The following is a 15,014-nucleotide window of genomic DNA, read 5'->3' as shown; positions in this document are numbered from 1 at the left end:
CGAGGGTGCCCGGCGGGCCGCTGAAAAGCGCCGCACGGAGGCACCGTCATCGACGCGGTGCTCCGGGCAGTCGTTCATGACGCATGAGCCCCAGCGAGCCCCTCGCCCAGCACCGTTAGACGACAAGCCGCCGCAGCGAAAAGCATCAGGAGTTTCCCCGTGTCCGAGGTAAAGATCAGCGCCGAGCCCCGTACCGAGTTCGGCAAGGGTGGTGCCCGCCGTACCCGCCGGGCCGGCAAGGTGCCCGCCGTGCTGTACGGCCACGGCGAGAAGCCCAAGCACATCGCGCTGCCGTCGCGAGAGTTCGCCGCCGCGATCCGCAAGGGCGGTGCCAACCAGCTCTTCGCGATCGACATCACCGACGGCACCCAGGTGCTGGCGCTGCCGAAGGCGATCCAGCGTGACCCGATCCGCGACACCTTCGACCACGTCGACCTGATCCTGGTCCGCCGGGGCGAGAAGGTCACCGTCGAGGTTCCCGTCCAGCTGACCGGCGAGGCCGCCCGGGACACCCTGATCGTGCACGACCACGACACCCTGTCGGTGACCGCGGACGCCACCAAGGTTCCGGACCACCTCGAGGCGTCGATCGAGGGCATGGAGGCGGGCACCCAGGTGACCGCCGGCGATGTCACGCTGCCGGCCGGCGTGGAGCTGGCCGCCGACTCGGAGCTGACCGTCGCGTCGGTGACCGCCGCCCCGACCGCCGAGCAGCTCGAGGCGACGCTGCCCGACGTCGAGGTCGCCACCGACGAGGCCGAGGCCGAGGTCGGCGAGACCACCGAGGGCTCCGAGGGCGCGGACGAGGCCCCGGCCGAGGGTGGCGAGACGACCGAGGCGCGTACCGAGGCCTGATCGGTTCGTACTGTGCGACAGGCGTCCCCGGATGTTCGGGGGCGCCTGTCGGCATATCGGGAGTCGCTGCGGTGGGCGTCGGAAGGGACGGGTCGTGACAGACGAGGCGGGGCCGTGGCTGGTGGTCGGCCTGGGCAACCCGGGCCGGGAGTACGCCGGCAACCGGCACAACGTCGGGTTCATGGTGGCTGAGCTTCTGGCCGGGCGGTTGGGTGCGCGCTTCGGCCGGCACAAGCGGGCGGTGGCCGAGGTCGCCGAGGCGCGGCTGGGGTTCGGTGGGCCGAAGCTGGTGCTGGTCAAACCACTGACGTACATGAACCTGTCCGGCGGGCCGGTCGCTGCCCTGGCACAGTTCTACAAGGTGCCGGCCGCGCAGGTGATCGCGGTGCATGACGAGCTGGACATCGGCTTCGGTCAGGTGCGGGTCAAGTTCGGCGGCGGCGAGGGCGGGCACAACGGCCTGCGCTCGATGTCGAAGTCGTTGGGGACCAAGGACTACGCCCGGGTGCGGTTCGGCGTCGGCCGACCGCCGGGGCGGCAGGATCCGGCGGATTACGTGCTGTCGGATTTTGGCGCGGCCGAGCGCAAGGAGTTGGATTTCCTGGTGGACCGGGCCGCCGACATGGTGGAGTCGGTGATCACCAAGGGCGTGGAGCCGACCCAGAACCTCTACCACGGCGGCTGAGCCGGGCGGGGCGTACCCGAATCGGAAACGGCGGGCCGGTAGTCTGCGCCTTTCAGCGTGCCGCGACCGGCGACGCGAGTCGCGGCGGATCGGCCCGTGCGGGCAGCGCGGCGAGGCGACGGGAGCGGACAGATGAGCAGTCCTCCGATGATCGATGGCGCGTTCGCCCGATGGTTGGCCTCCCGGGCCGGGCAGGCGCTGCTCGACCTGCGTACGGAGATGGGGTTCTCCGACGCCGGTGCGCTCAAGTCGGCCGGGGACAAGGTGTCGCACGACCTGATCCGCACGGAGTTGGCGAAGTGGCGTCCGGGTGACGCGGTGCTCTCCGAGGAGGACGAGGGGTCGCGGTTGGCCTGGGCCGCGGAGGTCAACACCGGAGCGGTGTCCCGGCTGAACGCGGACCGGGTGTGGATCGTCGACCCGTTGGACGGCACCCGGGAGTTCTCCGAGGAGGGCCGCTCGGACTGGGCGGTGCACGTGGCGCTCTGGGCGCGCAACGCGCCGAGCCCGCACGGGCTCGTCGCCGGGGCGGTGGGGTTGCCGGCGCAGCACCGGGTGCTGGGCACCGACTACCCACCGGCGTACCCGCCGATGACCGTGGAGGCGGCGACGGCCGGCGAGCGGAAGATCCGCCTGGCCGCGAGCCGGAGCCGGCCGCCGGTCTTCCTGACCGATCTGGCCGAGGACGTCGGGGCGCACCTGGTGCCGATGGGTTCGGCCGGCGCGAAAATCGCCGCAGTGGTCACCGGGGAGGTGGACGCGTACATCCATGCAGGTGGGCAGTACGAGTGGGACTCGGCGGCCCCGATCGCTGTGGCGACGGCCACCGGACTGCACGCTTCCCGGATCGACGGTTCTGCGCTGAAATACAACGAGGCGGATCCGCGGCTGCCCGACCTCCTGGTCTGCCGCAAGGATCTCGCCACCCGGTTGCTTGCAGCGCTGCAGAAACATTCCGGGTAGCCTGAGCGCACTTTCTTGACATGTCCGACCGGAAAGGTCTGGAAATCGGATGAGCGAGCGAATCGAGCCGCTGTCATGACCACCCCCGCGGCGTACCAGGTCTCCCACCTGGACGCCCTGGAAGCGGAGAGCATCTTCGTGATGCGCGAGGTGGTCGCCGAGATGGAACGCCCGGTGATGCTCTTCTCCGGTGGCAAGGACTCGATCGTCATGCTGCGGCTCGCGCAGAAGGCGTTCGCCCCCGCCAACATCCCCTTCCCGGTGATGCACGTCGACACCGGGCACAACTTCCCCGAGGTCCTGGAATACCGCGACCAACGGGTCGCCGAGCTGGGGTTGCAACTCGTGGTGGCGAGCGTGCCGGAGGCCCTGGCCAGCGGCATGGTCCGGGAGTCCGGTGACGGCATGCGCAACCGGATCCAGACACCGGTGCTGCTGGACGCCGTCGAGAAGCACCGCTTCGACGCGCTGTTCGGTGGCGCCCGCCGCGACGAGGAGAAGGCCCGGGCCAAGGAGCGGGTGTTCAGCTTCCGCGACGAGTTCGGTCAGTGGGATCCGAAGAACCAGCGGCCGGAGCTGTGGTCGCTGTACAACGGCCGGCACCATCCGGGCGAGTCGATCCGGGTCTTCCCGCTGTCCAACTGGACCGAGCTGGACGTGTGGCACTACATCGCCCGGGAACGCATCCCGCTGCCGTCGATCTACTACGCGCACGAGCGCGAGGTGATCGAGCGGGACGGCATGTTCTACGCCGTCAACGAGTTCTTCCGCCCCCGCGCGGGTGAGGAGCGGTTCAAGGCGCAGGTGCGCTACCGCACCGTCGGCGACGCCTCCTGCACCGCCGCGGTCCGCTCCGACGCGGACACCGTGGAGAAGGTCATCGAGGAGGTGGCGGCCACCCGGATCACCGAGCGCGGCGCCACCCGTGGTGACGACCGGGTCAGCGAGGCCGCCATGGAGGACCGCAAGCGGGAGGGCTACTTCTGATGAGTACCGAGATCGTGGCCGCCGCGAGCGCGGACGCGCGGGCTGTCGCCGGCGCCGGGTCGGAGGCCCGGCCGATGGACCTGCTGCGGTTCGCCACCGCCGGCAGCGTGGACGACGGGAAGTCGACCCTGATCGGGCGGCTGCTCTACGACACCAAGTCGCTCTTCACCGACCAGCTGGCGGCCGTGGAGGCGGTCAGCGCGGCCCGCGGCGACGAATACACCAACCTGGCGTTGCTCACCGACGGTCTGCGTGCCGAGCGGGAGCAGGGCATCACCATCGACGTGGCGTACCGGTACTTCGCCACCCCCCGGCGCAAGTTCATCATCGCCGACACCCCGGGCCACATCCAGTACACCCGGAACATGGTCACCGGCGCGTCGACGGCGGACCTGGCGTTGATCCTGGTGGACGCGCGTAAGGGCCTCGTCGAGCAGTCCCGCCGGCACGCGTTCCTCTGCTCCCTGCTGCGGGTGCCGCACCTGGTCCTCTGTGTCAACAAGATGGACCTCGTCGACTGGTCGCAGGAGGTCTACGAGCGGATCGCCGACGAGTTCACCGCATTCGCGGCGAAGCTCGACGTACCGGACCTGACAGTGGTGCCGGTCTCCGCGTTGCGCGGCGACAACATCGTCAGCCGGTCGGACAACATGCCCTGGTACGAGGGCCCGTCGCTGCTGCACCACCTGGAGCGGGTGCACATCGCCAGCGACCGCAACCTGGTCGACGTCCGGTTCCCGGTGCAGTACGTGATCCGCCCGCAGTCGACCACTGTCACCGACTACCGCGGCTACGCCGGCCAGGTCGCCTCCGGCGTGCTGAAGCCGGGCGACGAGGTGATGGTGCTGCCCTCCGGCTTCACCAGCCGGATCGCCGCCGTGGAGACCGCCGACGGGCCGGTCGCGGAGGCGTTCCCGCCGATGTCGGTGACGGTACGACTGGCCGACGAGATCGACATTTCGCGGGGTGACCTGATCTGCCGGCCGAACAACGCGCCGGCGGTGGCCCAGGACATCGAGGCGATGGTCTGCTGGATGGACGAGACGGCCCCGCTACGGGTCGGCGGCCGGTACGCGATCAAGCACACCACCCGGTCGGCACGGGCGATCGTGCGCGGGCTGCACTACCGGCTGGACATCAACTCCCTGCACCGCGACGAGTCCGCCGACGAGCTGCGGCTCAACGAGATCGGCCGGGTGCGACTGCGTACGACGGTGCCGCTGCTGGCCGACGAGTACCGCCGTAACCGCACCACCGGCGGCTTCGTCATCATCGACGAGGCGACCAACCGCACGGTGGGCGCCGCCATGATCGTCGAAGCCAGCTAACCCCACCCCGCACCCCCCACCCCCACCCCCGCCTGCGGCGGGTGATCAAGAGCTTTGCGTCAGGATTCGGCCTCGAACTGACGCAAAGCTCTTGATCACCGCCGGCCTGGAGTGGGTGTGGGGGGTTAGGGCAGGCGGGTGGCGCCGGGGGAGGGGAGGACCGTCACGGTGTCGGGGGCGGTGAAGCCCCGTTGGGCGTACGCGTCGGACACGGCAGCGGTCACCGCGTCGGCACTGTCGACCTCGATGAGGGCCAGCACGCAGCCGCCGAAGCCGCCGCCGGTCATCCGGGCACCCAGCGCGCCGGCGGCCAACGCTGCCTCGACCGCGGTGTCGATCTCCGGCACGGTGATCTCGAAGTCGTCGCGCATCGAGACGTGGGAGGCGGTCAGCAGCGGGCCGATGTCGCGGACCCGGGCGGCGCGGAGCAACGCCACCGTGTCCAGTACGCGCTGGTCCTCGGTCACCACGTGCCGGACCCGTCGCCGGGTCTCCTCGTCGTCCAGCCGGGCCAGCGCGGCGTCGAGCTGGTCGATGCTCACGTCCCGCAGCGCGGTGACGCCGAGCGCGTTGGCCCCGGCCTCGCAGGAGCGACGGCGGGCCGCGTACTCCCCGTCGGCGTGGCGGTGCGGGGCGCGGCTGTCGATGACCAGCACAGCCAGCCCGTCGGCGTCGAGGTCGAACGGGATGTGCTCGACCGACTCGTCCCGACAGTCGAGGAAGAGGGCGTGCCCGGCGCGGCAACGGATCGCCGCGGACTGGTCCATGATGCCGGTCGGCGCACCCACGTAGACGTTCTCCGCCCGCTGCGCCAGCCGGGGTTGCAGTTCCGGGGCGAGCTCCAGCTCGCCGAGGTCGAGCAGGGCGGCCAGCACTGCCGACTCCAGCGCGGCCGAGGAGGAGAGCCCGGCGCCCAGCGGCACGTCGGAGGCGATCGCCAGCCGGGCGCCGGGCACCGGGTGACCGGCCTCGCGAAGCGCCCAGACCACACCCGCGACGTACGCGCCCCAGCCGGCGACGCGACCCGGCTCGGCGACGTCGTCCGCGCCGAAGGTGATCGACTCGCCGGAGAGTTCGGACCAGACCGTCCAGTGCTCGCCGTCCTGCCGGTCGGCGGCGACGACGGTGCGCATCGGCAGGGCGAAGGGCAGCACGAAGCCTTCGTTGTAGTCGGTGTGCTCACCGATCAGGTTGACCCGCCCCGGGGCGGCCCAGCGTCCGGTGGCCTCGGCACCGAACTGCGCGGAGAAGCCGGCCGCGGCCCGCTCGGCGACATCACTGCTCGGGCGGGTCATGACTGGCCCAGGATGTGCGTGCGGTAGAACGCCCAGGCATCCCCGACCATGTCGTGCAGGGTCGGCTTCTGCGGCACCCAGCCCAGCTCGTCGCGGGCCAGTGCGGAGGATGCGACCAACTCGGCCGGGTCGCCCTCGCGGCGCGGCGCGACCTCGACGGGCAGTTGGTGCCCGGTGACCTCGCGGACCACGTCGACGACCTGGCGGTTGGTGAAGCCGTTGCCGTTGCCCAGGTTGTAGATCCGGTGCTGACCGCCGGTGGCCGCGTCCAGCGCCAGCAGATGCGCGCGGGCCAGGTCGGCGACGTGGATGTAGTCGCGGACGCAGGTGCCGTCCACTGTGGGGTAGTCGTCCCCGAAGAGCTGGAGCTTCTCCCGCCGGCCGGCGGCGACGTCCAGTGCGATCGGGATCAGGTGCGTCTCCGGGTCGTGCCGCTCGCCGAGGGTGATGTCGCCGTCGAGGTGGGCGCCGGCCACGTTGAAGTAGCGCAGCGACACGGCGGCCAGCCCGTGCGCGACCGCCTCGGAGGTGAGTGCCATGTCGACGGCGAGTTTGGTGGCGCCGTACGTGTTGGTGGGTGCCTTGACCGCGTTCTCGGTGATGGGCAGTTCGGTGGGGTTGCCGTAGACGGCGGCGGTGGAGGAGAAGACCATCCGAGGCACCCCGGCGGCCCGGACCGCGTCGATCAGGGCGAGTGTGCCGATGGTGTTGTTCTGCCAGTACAGCTCCGGCTTGACCATCGACTCGCCGGCGGCGATCAGGGCGGCGAAGTGCAGCACCCCGTCGAAACCGGCGTCCGCGGTGATGACCTGGGCGGCGTCGTGGATGGACGCCTCCACGTGGGTGGCGTCCGGGGCGAGGGCCTCGCGGTGGCCGGTGCGCAGGTCGTCCAGGATGACCACCTGGTGACCCGCGTCGAGCAGCATCCGGGTCACCACGCTCCCGATGAAGCCGGCGCCCCCGGTGACGAGCAGTTTCACGTCGTTGCCTCCTGCCTGGCCCGCCCGGGACGTGGCCTTCCGGTGATCACACTAGGGCGGTGGCCGGCACTCTCGCCGTCGCCACCGCCAACCCCATTCCATCATAACCTTTCATGATTAAACAGAGCCGAACATCTCTCCGCCGCTCCGCGTGATCGCCGGTGCGGTGGGCCCACGGTGTCTACCATCTCTGTCATGCGGGAAGCGGCCCGTACCGGGCTCCGGCGACACGCGCGGGCACACCCCCGCCGCGACCCTGGCCCGCTCGCCCGGGCCGTCGCCCGGGTGCTGGTTCGCGCTGCGGACGGTGCCACCCGGCTCGTCACCGATCTACTCGGGACCGGTCCGACGGCCGGCCGGGAGCACATCTCCGAGGCCGACCTGCGGGACCTTGTCGCGGCGAACACCGTGCTCGACCCGGACGAGCGGCGGATCATCGACGAGGTCCTGGTGGCCGGTGCCAGTCTGATCCGCGAGGTGATGATGCCGCGCACCGAGGTGGTCTTCCTCCCGGCACGGATGACCATCGTCGAAGCCGCCCGACTGGTCCGCGCCGAGACGCACACCCGTTACCCGGTCACCGACGGCACGCACGACGACGTGGTCGGCTTCGTGCACCTTCGTGACGTACTGCTGCGCCCGGACGCCGACCCGTGCGTCACCGTCGGCGAGTTGGCCCGGGAGGTGAAGCGGCTGCCGAGCAGCAAACGGGTGCTCGCCGCGCTGACCGAGATGCGCCGGGAGGGCAAGCACCTCGCGGTGGTGGTCGACGAGTACGGCGGCACGGCCGGGATCGTCACCCTGGAGGACCTCATCGAGGAGTTGATCGGCGAGATCCACGACGAGTACGACGCCACCCCGGACCCGGAGCGTGCCGGCCTGCCGGCCGTGGTGGACGGTCGCCTCAACCTCGCTGACTTCGCCGAGCGGACCGGGGTGGCCCTGCCCGCCGGACCGTACGAGACGGTGGGCGGGTTCGTCATGGCCGCGCTGGGCCGGCTCCCGGTGACCGGCGACGAGGTGCCGGTGCCGGCTGCGCCCGCCGAGGTCGGCGCACCCGATCCGGCCGAGCTGCCGGCCGGCTGGCTGCTGCGGGTGCTCACGTTGGACGGCCGCCGGGTGGCCCGACTCGCCGTCTCCGCCGCCCGCACCACCGATCAGCGCCGAGAGCAGAGCCCCGGCAAGCGCCGCGAGTACGACGTCACGTCGCCCTCGGCGGGCGGCCCCGAGCCGACCCGGGAGGCGGTGACGGGGCAGCACCGCCGGGTATCGGTCGGGCCGACGCGCCGGGTCGGCGCTGGCGAACCACGCGAGGTCAGCGCCCCGGCACCGGCGGGCCGGAGCCGACCCGCCGGCCCGTCATGACGGACCGGGTTGCTTGCTGACAGAATTATCGCCATGTCCGACGTTCCCGCCCGGCCCCGCGTCTTCTCCGGCATCCAGCCGACAGCCGACTCGTTCCACCTCGGCAACTATCTCGGCGCGGTGCGGCACTGGGTGGCGCTACAGGACACCCACGACGCGTTCTACTGCGTCGTGGACCTGCACGCCATCACCGCGGGTCACGATCCGGCGCTGCTGCGCCAGCGGACCCGGGTGGCCGCGGCCCAGCTCTTCGCGGTCGGGCTCGACCCGGAACGCAGCACGCTGTTCGTCCAGTCGCAGGTGCCCGAGCACCCGCAGCTGGCCTGGGTGCTCGGCTGCATCACCGGCTTCGGCGAGGCCAGCCGGATGACCCAGTTCAAGGACAAGTCGCAGAAGCAGGGCAACGAGCGGGCCAGCGTCGGGCTGTTCACCTATCCGGTGCTCCAGGCCGCCGACATCCTGCTCTACCAGGCCAACGCGGTCCCGGTCGGCGAGGACCAGCGCCAGCACCTGGAACTCTCCCGGGATCTGGCCCAGCGCTTCAACTCGCTGTTCGGCGCGACCTTCACGGTGCCCGCGCCGCACATCGTCAAGGACACTGCCAAGATCACCGACCTGCAGGACCCGACCGCGAAGATGTCGAAGTCGTCGTCCTCGCCAGCCGGCATCATCGACCTGCTCGACGACCCGGCGCGGTCCGCGAAGAAGATCCGGTCCGCGGTGACCGACACCGGTCGGGAGATCGTCTTCGACACCGAGACCAAGCCGGGTGTGTCCAACCTGCTGACCATCTACTCGGCGCTGAGCGGCCGCGGCATCGACGAGCTGGTGGCCGCCTACGCGGGCCGTGGCTACGGCGATCTGAAGAAGGAGCTGGCCGAGGTGGTGACGGACTTCGTCCGGCCGATCCAGGAGCGCACCCGCGCCTACCTCGACGACCCGGCGCAGTTGGACAAGCTGCTGGCCTCCGGCGCGGAGAAGGCCCGCACCGTGGCCGCGGCGACCCTGCGGTCCGCGTACGAGCGGGTCGGGTTCTTCCCGCCCGTGCGCGGCGAGTAGCTCCGCGGTACAGGTGGACGGCTCGGTGCTCGGAGGGGCGGCGCGAAGCGTGGATCGCAGTGGCGGGGTGCCGCCGACCGGCGACACCATCCAGATCGGCATCGCCGTGGACATCCCCGAGCCGTGGGGTGCCCTGCTCACCCGGCGGCGGGTCGAGGCCGGTGATCCGCTGGCGGTGCCCGCGCACGTGACGTTGCTCGGGCCCACCGAGATCCGGACGGCCAACCTGCCGGCGGTCGAGCGGCACCTGGCCGCCGTCGCCGCCGCGCACCTGCCGTTCACCCTGCACCTGCGGGGCACCGGCACGTTCCGTCCGGTCACCCAGGTGGTGTTCGTCGCGGTGGCCGCCGGGATCAGCGAGTGCGAGCTGCTGGCCGCGGCCATCGCCGCGGCGCCGGGCCTGCACCGCGAACTCCGCTTCCCCTACCATCCGCACGTCACGGTGGCTCAGGACGTGGCGCCGGAGGCCCTGGACCGGGTGTACGAGGATCTGGCCGACTTCTCCGCCATGTTCGAGGTCGACGGGTTCACCCTCTTCTCGCACAGCGGGCAGGCCAGGTGGCAGCCGCGTCGCGACTTCTGCCTCGGCACCTGAAACGCCGGCAACCGAGCCGTCAGCACCTGAAGCAGCGACGCGCCGGCCGGCGAGCATCGGGAGCCGGTTGCCACTACAGCGGTGGGAGATCGGCGAGGATGACCGCGTGAACGTGATCGGCCGGATCGAGACGGGCATCGACCGCTGGGTGAGCGCCGCGCGCCACCGGTCGGGACTCTTCGATCATGTGTGGCGGGCCGGGGTGCTGTACGGCGAGGTGCTGGCCGGCCGGTTGGCCGCCGCGATCGCCTACTACGGCTTCTTCGCCGTGTTCGCCCTGGCCCTGGTCGCGTTCTCCGTCTTCGGTGCGATCCTGGAGGACAACGACGAGGTCAGCGCGGCTGCGGCCGACTTCCTCAAGGAGAATCTGCCGTTCCTGGACGCCGAGCAGATCGCCAACTCCAGCGGCACCGTCGGTGTGGTCGGCCTGGTCATCCTGGTCTTCACCGGGATCGGTTGGGTCGAGGCCATCCGATCCTCGCAGCGGCTGATGTACCAGCTCAACCAGCAGCCGGGCAATCTGGTGGTGCGGCGGCTCGTCGACCTGGGCGTGATGATCGGCGTCTTCGTGCTGCTCGGCGTCTCGGTCGCGGCAGTGGACGCGTTGGAGTCGCTGCTGCGTTTCCTGCTGCGCAGCACCGGCTCGGTGGGTCTGACCACCATCAGCGCGGTGCTCAGCGTGCTGGTCAACACCGTGCTCGCCACCGCGTTGCTGCTCGCCGTGCCCCGGCTGCGGATGAGCCGGTCCCGGCTGCGCCCGGTGGTGTTGCTCGTCGCTGTCGGCATCACGCTGCTGAACACCGTCGGCCGGTACTACGTGGTGCGGACCGAGCGGAACCCGGCGTACACCGTGGTGGCCGGCGCCGTCGGTCTGCTGCTGTACCTCTACCTGCTCAACCAGTTGGTTCTGTTCGGCGCGGCCCTCCTGGCGACCAGCACCACCGGCCGGGTGGTGGACCTGGCGGAGACCCCCGCCCCGCCGAAGGATGTCGACGAGGGCATCGACCCCGGTACGCCGGGCGGTGCGGGCTGATGACGGAAGGCGTGCAGGTGCTGATCTCGGTCGACCCGGACTCGTCGGTGCCCCCGTACGAGCAGGTGCGCGTGCAGCTCGCCGAGCTGATCGGCGACGGCCGGTTGCCGGTGGGCAGCCGGCTGCCCACCGTCCGGCAGCTCGCGGCCGACCTGCGGTTGGCCGCGAACACGGTGGCCCGCGCCTACCGGGAGTTGGAGGCGGCCGGGCTGTTGGAGACCCGGGGGCGCAACGGCACCTTCGTCGCTCCCGGGCGGGACGACGCCGTCGACCGGTTGCAGCGGGCGGCGGCCGGCTACGCGGCCGAGGCGGGCCGGCTCGGCGTGCCACCGGCCACCGCGCTCGCCCTGGTCCGCGCCGCCCTGGACGCGGTCCGCCCCGGCTGACCGGCTGCCGATGGACCGTCGGACGGGCGATAACTGAGCAGAACCGCGCCACCGCTCGCGTTCGCGGACCATGATGAGCCGGTGGGCGCACTCATGACACTGGACCTGCCAGCGGACTCGCCGCTCCTCGGCCTGCCGTGGATCATCACCTTCGGTCCGCTCGGTGATCTCGACGAGTGGGAGCCGGTGGTCTGCGGGCCGTACGAGCGACCGCACGCGTTGGCCCTGGCCGAGGCGGTGGTGGCCGAGGAGCAGTTGATGGCCGTGGTGGAGCCGCTGCTGCCGGCGCTGTCCCCCGACGAGATCCGCAGCGAGATCGCCGCCGCGCAGGTCGCCGCCGAGGACGAGGCCCGGCAGGTGGAGGGGGCCGACCTGTACGGCGACTTCGAGGACGTGATCGACGAGGAGTTGGACGCGGCAGCCGACGAGGCCGGCCACGGTGAGCCCGTCGAAGCGCCGGACGAGGCCGAGGTGCGTGCCGGCTTCACCCGGATCGCGGCGCTGCTCACCGCGAAGTGACGACCTGGGTCGGTGTGCACGGACACCGGCGCCACGCGGAGTGGACTCCGCGTGGCACCGGTGGCACCTCACCCCCCACCACAAGGGGCCGGTAGCCCAGTCGCCCGCCGGCGCGGGGCACGACGAACGACCAGGTCGAGAACGAGTTACCCGTTCAGCGCCGTTCCAACCAGACTGCCGCGTCAATTGGCAGCAGCCGGCCGGAGCCCTGTTCGGTGAGTTCGTCGCTGGCGACGAGCGGCTGACCGTACCCGTCGATCAGGACCGGCGCGCCGCTCATGTTGACGACGCAGGTCAGCTCGGTCGCGCCGGCGGAGCGGGAGAAGGCCAGCACGCCCGGCTCGCTCTCCCGCCAGGTGACCCCGTCGGCGTCGAGGGCGAGCGCGGGATGAACGTGGCGGATCCGCAGCGCGGTCCGGTACAGCTCCAGGGTCGAGCCGGGCAGGTCGGTCTGCGCCGTGACGGACAGCGCCCGCCAGAGCGCCGGCGCGGGTAGCCAGCTCAGCGCACTACCGGCCGGCCCGAAGCCGTACGGAGCCAGCTCGCCGTTCCACGGGATGGGCACCCGGCAGCCGTCACGGCTCTCGCCGGTGCGCAGGAACGCCGGATCCTGGCGCAGCTCGTCGGGGAGGTCGAGGACCTCCGGCAGGCCCAGTTCCTCGCCCTGGTAGAGGTAGGCGCAGCCAGGCAGGGCGAGCATCAGCAGGCTGGCGGCCCGGGCTCGGCGCAGCCCTTCGACGCCGTCGCCGTACCGGGTGACGTGGCGCTGCTTGTCATGGTTGGACAGCACCCACGTGGTGGGCGCTCCGACGACGGTCGCCTCGGCCAACGCGGTGTCGATCACCTTGCGGAACGACTCGGCCGACCAGGTGGCGTCGAGGAAGTCGAAGCTGAACGCCTGGTGCAACTCGTCCGGGCCGATGTAGCGGGCCAGGCGCTGTGGCGTCTCGGCCCACGCCTCGGCGACCGCCATTCGACCGCCCGGGTAGCTGTCCAGGATGGGCCGCCAGGCCCGGTAGATCTCGTGCACCTCGTCCTGGTCGAAGTACGGCAGCCGGCCCTTACCGAGCAGTTCGACCTGCCGCTGGCCGGTGGTCGCCGTGCTGAAGCCGACGTCCGGCAGCCCCTCGGCCTTGATCATGCCGTGCGCCACGTCGACGCGGAATCCGTCGACGCCCCGGTCCAGCCAGAACCGCAGCACGTCCTCGAACTCGGCGCGAACCTCCGGGTGACGCCAGTTCAAATCCGGCTGCGAGCTGTCGAACAGGTGCAGATACCACTGGCCGTCGGCGATCCGGGTCCAGGCAGGGCCGCCGAAGATGCTCTCCCAGTCGTTCGGGGGCAACTCGCCGTGCGTGCCCTGACCGTCGGCGAAGAGGTAGCGGGCCCGCTCCGATGAGCCGGCGCCGGCGGCGAGCGCCGCGCTGAACCAGTGGTGCGCGCTGGAGGTGTGGTTGGGTACCAGGTCGACGATGATCCGAAGGCCGTGGGCGTGCGCGTCATCGATCATCTCGTCGAAGTCGGCGAGTGTGCCGAACATCGGGTCGACGTCCCGGTAGTCGGCCACGTCGTACCCGCCGTCGATCATCGGCGAGGTGTAGAAGGGGGTCAGCCACAGCGCGTCCACCCCGAGGTCGCGCAGGTACGGCAGGCGCTGCCGGATGCCCTGGAGGTCGCCGATGCCGTCACCGTCGCTGTCGGCGAAGCTGCGGACGTACACCTGGTAGACGACCGCGGAGCGCCACCAGTCGGCGTCGGTGGTCTGCGGCGGGCTGGCGGTGCTGATCATTCGAGCAATATGCCGGCCCGCCGTTGCAAGAGTCAAGCAGATCTTGCGTAAGACAAGCGGGCGGAACTCGGTGCGACAGCGGTGGAGCCGCGCACCACCAGCTCCGGGCGGAACAGGTACTCCGAGTGCGGGGCGCCGTGCCCGTTGATCTCGTCGACCAGGGCGCGGACGGCGGCCACCGCCATCGCGGTGACCGGTTGCCGCATGGTGGTCAGCGGCGGGTCGGTGAAGGCCATCAGCGGGGAGTCGTCGTAGCCGACCACGGAGAGGCCGCCGGGCACGTCGAGGCCGCGTTGACGGGCGGCCCGGATCGCGCCGAGCGCCATCAGATCGGAGCCGCAGACCACGCCGGTGACGCCGCGGTCCAACAGGCGGCCGGCCGCCGCCTCGCCACCCTCCACCCCGAACAGTGACAGCTCGGCCAGCGGGCCCAGGTCGGCTTCGGCGACGCCGGCCAGCCGGGTCATCGCGGAACGCCAGGCGGCCACCTTGCGCTGCACCGGGACGAACCGGTCCGGGCCGGTGATCAGGCCGATCCGTCGGTGCCCGAGCGCGACCAGGTGGGCAACTGCCAGTTCGGCCGCCTCCCGGTCGTCGCAGGAGACGAAGGGCGCGCCGATGCCGGGCACGTACCCGTTGATCATCACGACCGGCATCGGCCGGGTGAGCAGCGCCCGGTAGCGGTCGTGGTTGGCGGCCGTGTCGGCGTGCAGCCCGGAGACGAAGACGATGCCGGAGACCTGCCTGTCCAGCAGCATCTCCACGTACTCGTCCTCCGTCACGCCGCCGGCGGTCTGGGTGCAGAGCACCGGCGTGAATCCACTCTGCGCCAGTGTGGACTCGATGACCTGGGCGAAGGCGGGGAAGATCGGGTTGTCCAGCTCCGGCACCACCAGCCCGACGAGACCGGCGCTGCGCTTGCGCAGCCGGGCCGGCCGCTCGTACCCGAGCACGTCGAGGGCGGTGAGCACGGCCTGCCGGGTCTCCGGGGCCACGCCGGGGCGGTCGTTGAGCACCCGCGACACCGTGGCCTCGCTGACTTCGGCCTGCTGGGCGATGTCGGACAGTCGAGCGCGCATGGCGGCACTGTAGCCCACCGGCAAGTTCTTGCGGGGTACGCCTGCAAGCTCTTCCATTACTTGCAACGCCTTGCTTGCGTCCCCGCAACGAGAGTG

At 71.2% G+C, this 15,014-nt stretch carries 15 protein-coding genes; 11 read left to right on the top strand and 4 right to left on the bottom strand.

Going from position 1 to position 15,014, the window contains the following annotated elements:
- Positions 1–159: 159 nt before the first annotated feature.
- From AB0877_RS00160 to AB0877_RS00140, 5 genes are all read left to right on the top strand, one after another.
- Complete coding sequence (locus tag AB0877_RS00160; RefSeq protein WP_366605248.1) at positions 160–855, top strand: 50S ribosomal protein L25/general stress protein Ctc; 696 nt, start codon at positions 160–162, stop codon at positions 853–855.
- 94 nt (positions 856–949) lie between these two features.
- Entirely contained in the window at positions 950–1,540 is a 591-nt protein-coding gene (gene pth / locus AB0877_RS00155; RefSeq protein WP_366605246.1) for an aminoacyl-tRNA hydrolase, read from the top strand.
- A gap of 132 nt (positions 1,541–1,672) precedes the next feature.
- The gene (locus AB0877_RS00150) at positions 1,673–2,503 is read left to right on the top strand and encodes a 3'(2'),5'-bisphosphate nucleotidase CysQ (RefSeq protein WP_366605244.1); all 831 of its coding nucleotides are present in this window, start codon (positions 1,673–1,675) and stop codon (positions 2,501–2,503) included.
- A gap of 75 nt (positions 2,504–2,578) precedes the next feature.
- On the top strand, positions 2,579–3,490 hold the full coding sequence (cysD, locus tag AB0877_RS00145; RefSeq protein ID WP_124862940.1) for a sulfate adenylyltransferase subunit CysD: 912 nt from the start codon (positions 2,579–2,581) through the stop codon (positions 3,488–3,490).
- A 74-nt stretch (positions 3,491–3,564) separates the two neighbouring features.
- Entirely contained in the window at positions 3,565–4,818 is a 1,254-nt protein-coding gene (locus tag AB0877_RS00140) for a GTP-binding protein (protein ID WP_366606138.1), read from the top strand.
- A gap of 125 nt (positions 4,819–4,943) precedes the next feature.
- Here AB0877_RS00140 and galK read toward each other — a convergent pair whose 3' ends face one another.
- Positions 4,944–6,113, bottom strand: coding sequence for a galactokinase (gene galK, locus AB0877_RS00135; protein ID WP_366605242.1), 1,170 nt, complete (start codon positions 6,111–6,113; stop codon positions 4,944–4,946).
- Positions 6,110–7,093: a UDP-glucose 4-epimerase GalE gene (gene galE / locus AB0877_RS00130; protein WP_366605241.1), complete on the bottom strand. Its 984-nt coding sequence runs from the start codon at positions 7,091–7,093 to the stop codon at positions 6,110–6,112. Before galE ends, galK begins: the two co-directional genes overlap by 4 nt.
- A 195-nt stretch (positions 7,094–7,288) precedes the next feature.
- Between galE and AB0877_RS00125 the strand changes: the two genes are divergently transcribed.
- From AB0877_RS00125 to AB0877_RS00100, 6 genes are all read left to right on the top strand, one after another.
- Positions 7,289–8,458, top strand: coding sequence for a hemolysin family protein (locus tag AB0877_RS00125; RefSeq protein ID WP_366605239.1), 1,170 nt, complete (start codon positions 7,289–7,291; stop codon positions 8,456–8,458).
- Between the two features lie 33 nt (positions 8,459–8,491).
- Positions 8,492–9,517 (top strand): tryptophan--tRNA ligase, encoded by a 1,026-nt coding sequence (gene trpS, locus AB0877_RS00120; RefSeq protein ID WP_366605238.1) that lies wholly within the window; start codon positions 8,492–8,494, stop codon positions 9,515–9,517.
- Positions 9,518–9,542: 25 nt separating this feature from the next.
- Positions 9,543–10,112, top strand: a complete 570-nt coding sequence (locus AB0877_RS00115) for a 2'-5' RNA ligase family protein (protein ID WP_355010199.1) — start codon at positions 9,543–9,545, stop codon at positions 10,110–10,112.
- A 106-nt stretch (positions 10,113–10,218) separates the two neighbouring features.
- Positions 10,219–11,145, top strand: a complete 927-nt coding sequence (locus tag AB0877_RS00110) for a YhjD/YihY/BrkB family envelope integrity protein (protein WP_366605236.1) — start codon at positions 10,219–10,221, stop codon at positions 11,143–11,145.
- Entirely contained in the window at positions 11,145–11,531 is a 387-nt protein-coding gene (locus tag AB0877_RS00105) for a GntR family transcriptional regulator (protein WP_366605234.1), read from the top strand. Before AB0877_RS00110 ends, AB0877_RS00105 begins: the two co-directional genes overlap by 1 nt.
- An 81-nt stretch (positions 11,532–11,612) precedes the next feature.
- Positions 11,613–12,050: a hypothetical protein gene (locus AB0877_RS00100; RefSeq protein WP_366605232.1), complete on the top strand. Its 438-nt coding sequence runs from the start codon at positions 11,613–11,615 to the stop codon at positions 12,048–12,050.
- A 154-nt stretch (positions 12,051–12,204) separates the two neighbouring features.
- Here AB0877_RS00100 and AB0877_RS00095 read toward each other — a convergent pair whose 3' ends face one another.
- Both AB0877_RS00095 and AB0877_RS00090 read right to left on the bottom strand, forming a co-directional pair.
- Positions 12,205–13,836: a glycoside hydrolase family 13 protein gene (locus AB0877_RS00095; protein ID WP_366606136.1), complete on the bottom strand. Its 1,632-nt coding sequence runs from the start codon at positions 13,834–13,836 to the stop codon at positions 12,205–12,207.
- Between the two features lie 35 nt (positions 13,837–13,871).
- A complete protein-coding gene (locus AB0877_RS00090; protein ID WP_366605230.1) occupies positions 13,872–14,918 on the bottom strand; it encodes a LacI family DNA-binding transcriptional regulator in 1,047 nt (348 codons plus the stop codon).
- Positions 14,919–15,014 lie beyond the last annotated feature (96 nt).

This window comes from Micromonospora sp. NPDC047644 (genome assembly GCF_040704315.1).
In the GTDB taxonomy this organism is placed as follows: Bacteria; Actinomycetota; Actinomycetes; order Mycobacteriales; family Micromonosporaceae; genus Micromonospora.
This window is presented reverse-complemented; position numbering and strand designations above follow the sequence as displayed.

Excerpts from the sequence above, each read along its gene's own strand:
- AB0877_RS00150 (WP_366605244.1), top strand. The coding sequence starts at position 1,673 with ATGAGCAGTCCTCCGATGATCGATGGCGCGTTCGCCCGATGGTTGGCC.
- cysD (WP_124862940.1), top strand. The coding sequence starts at position 2,579 with ATGACCACCCCCGCGGCGTACCAGGTCTCCCACCTGGACGCCCTGGAA.
- AB0877_RS00140 (WP_366606138.1), top strand. The coding sequence starts at position 3,565 with ATGGACCTGCTGCGGTTCGCCACCGCCGGCAGCGTGGACGACGGGAAG.
- galK (WP_366605242.1), bottom strand. The coding sequence starts at position 6,113 with ATGACCCGCCCGAGCAGTGATGTCGCCGAGCGGGCCGCGGCCGGCTTC.
- AB0877_RS00125 (WP_366605239.1), top strand. The coding sequence starts at position 7,289 with ATGCGGGAAGCGGCCCGTACCGGGCTCCGGCGACACGCGCGGGCACAC.
- trpS (WP_366605238.1), top strand. The coding sequence starts at position 8,492 with ATGTCCGACGTTCCCGCCCGGCCCCGCGTCTTCTCCGGCATCCAGCCG.
- AB0877_RS00105 (WP_366605234.1), top strand. The coding sequence starts at position 11,145 with ATGACGGAAGGCGTGCAGGTGCTGATCTCGGTCGACCCGGACTCGTCG.
- AB0877_RS00090 (WP_366605230.1), bottom strand. The coding sequence starts at position 14,918 with ATGCGCGCTCGACTGTCCGACATCGCCCAGCAGGCCGAAGTCAGCGAG.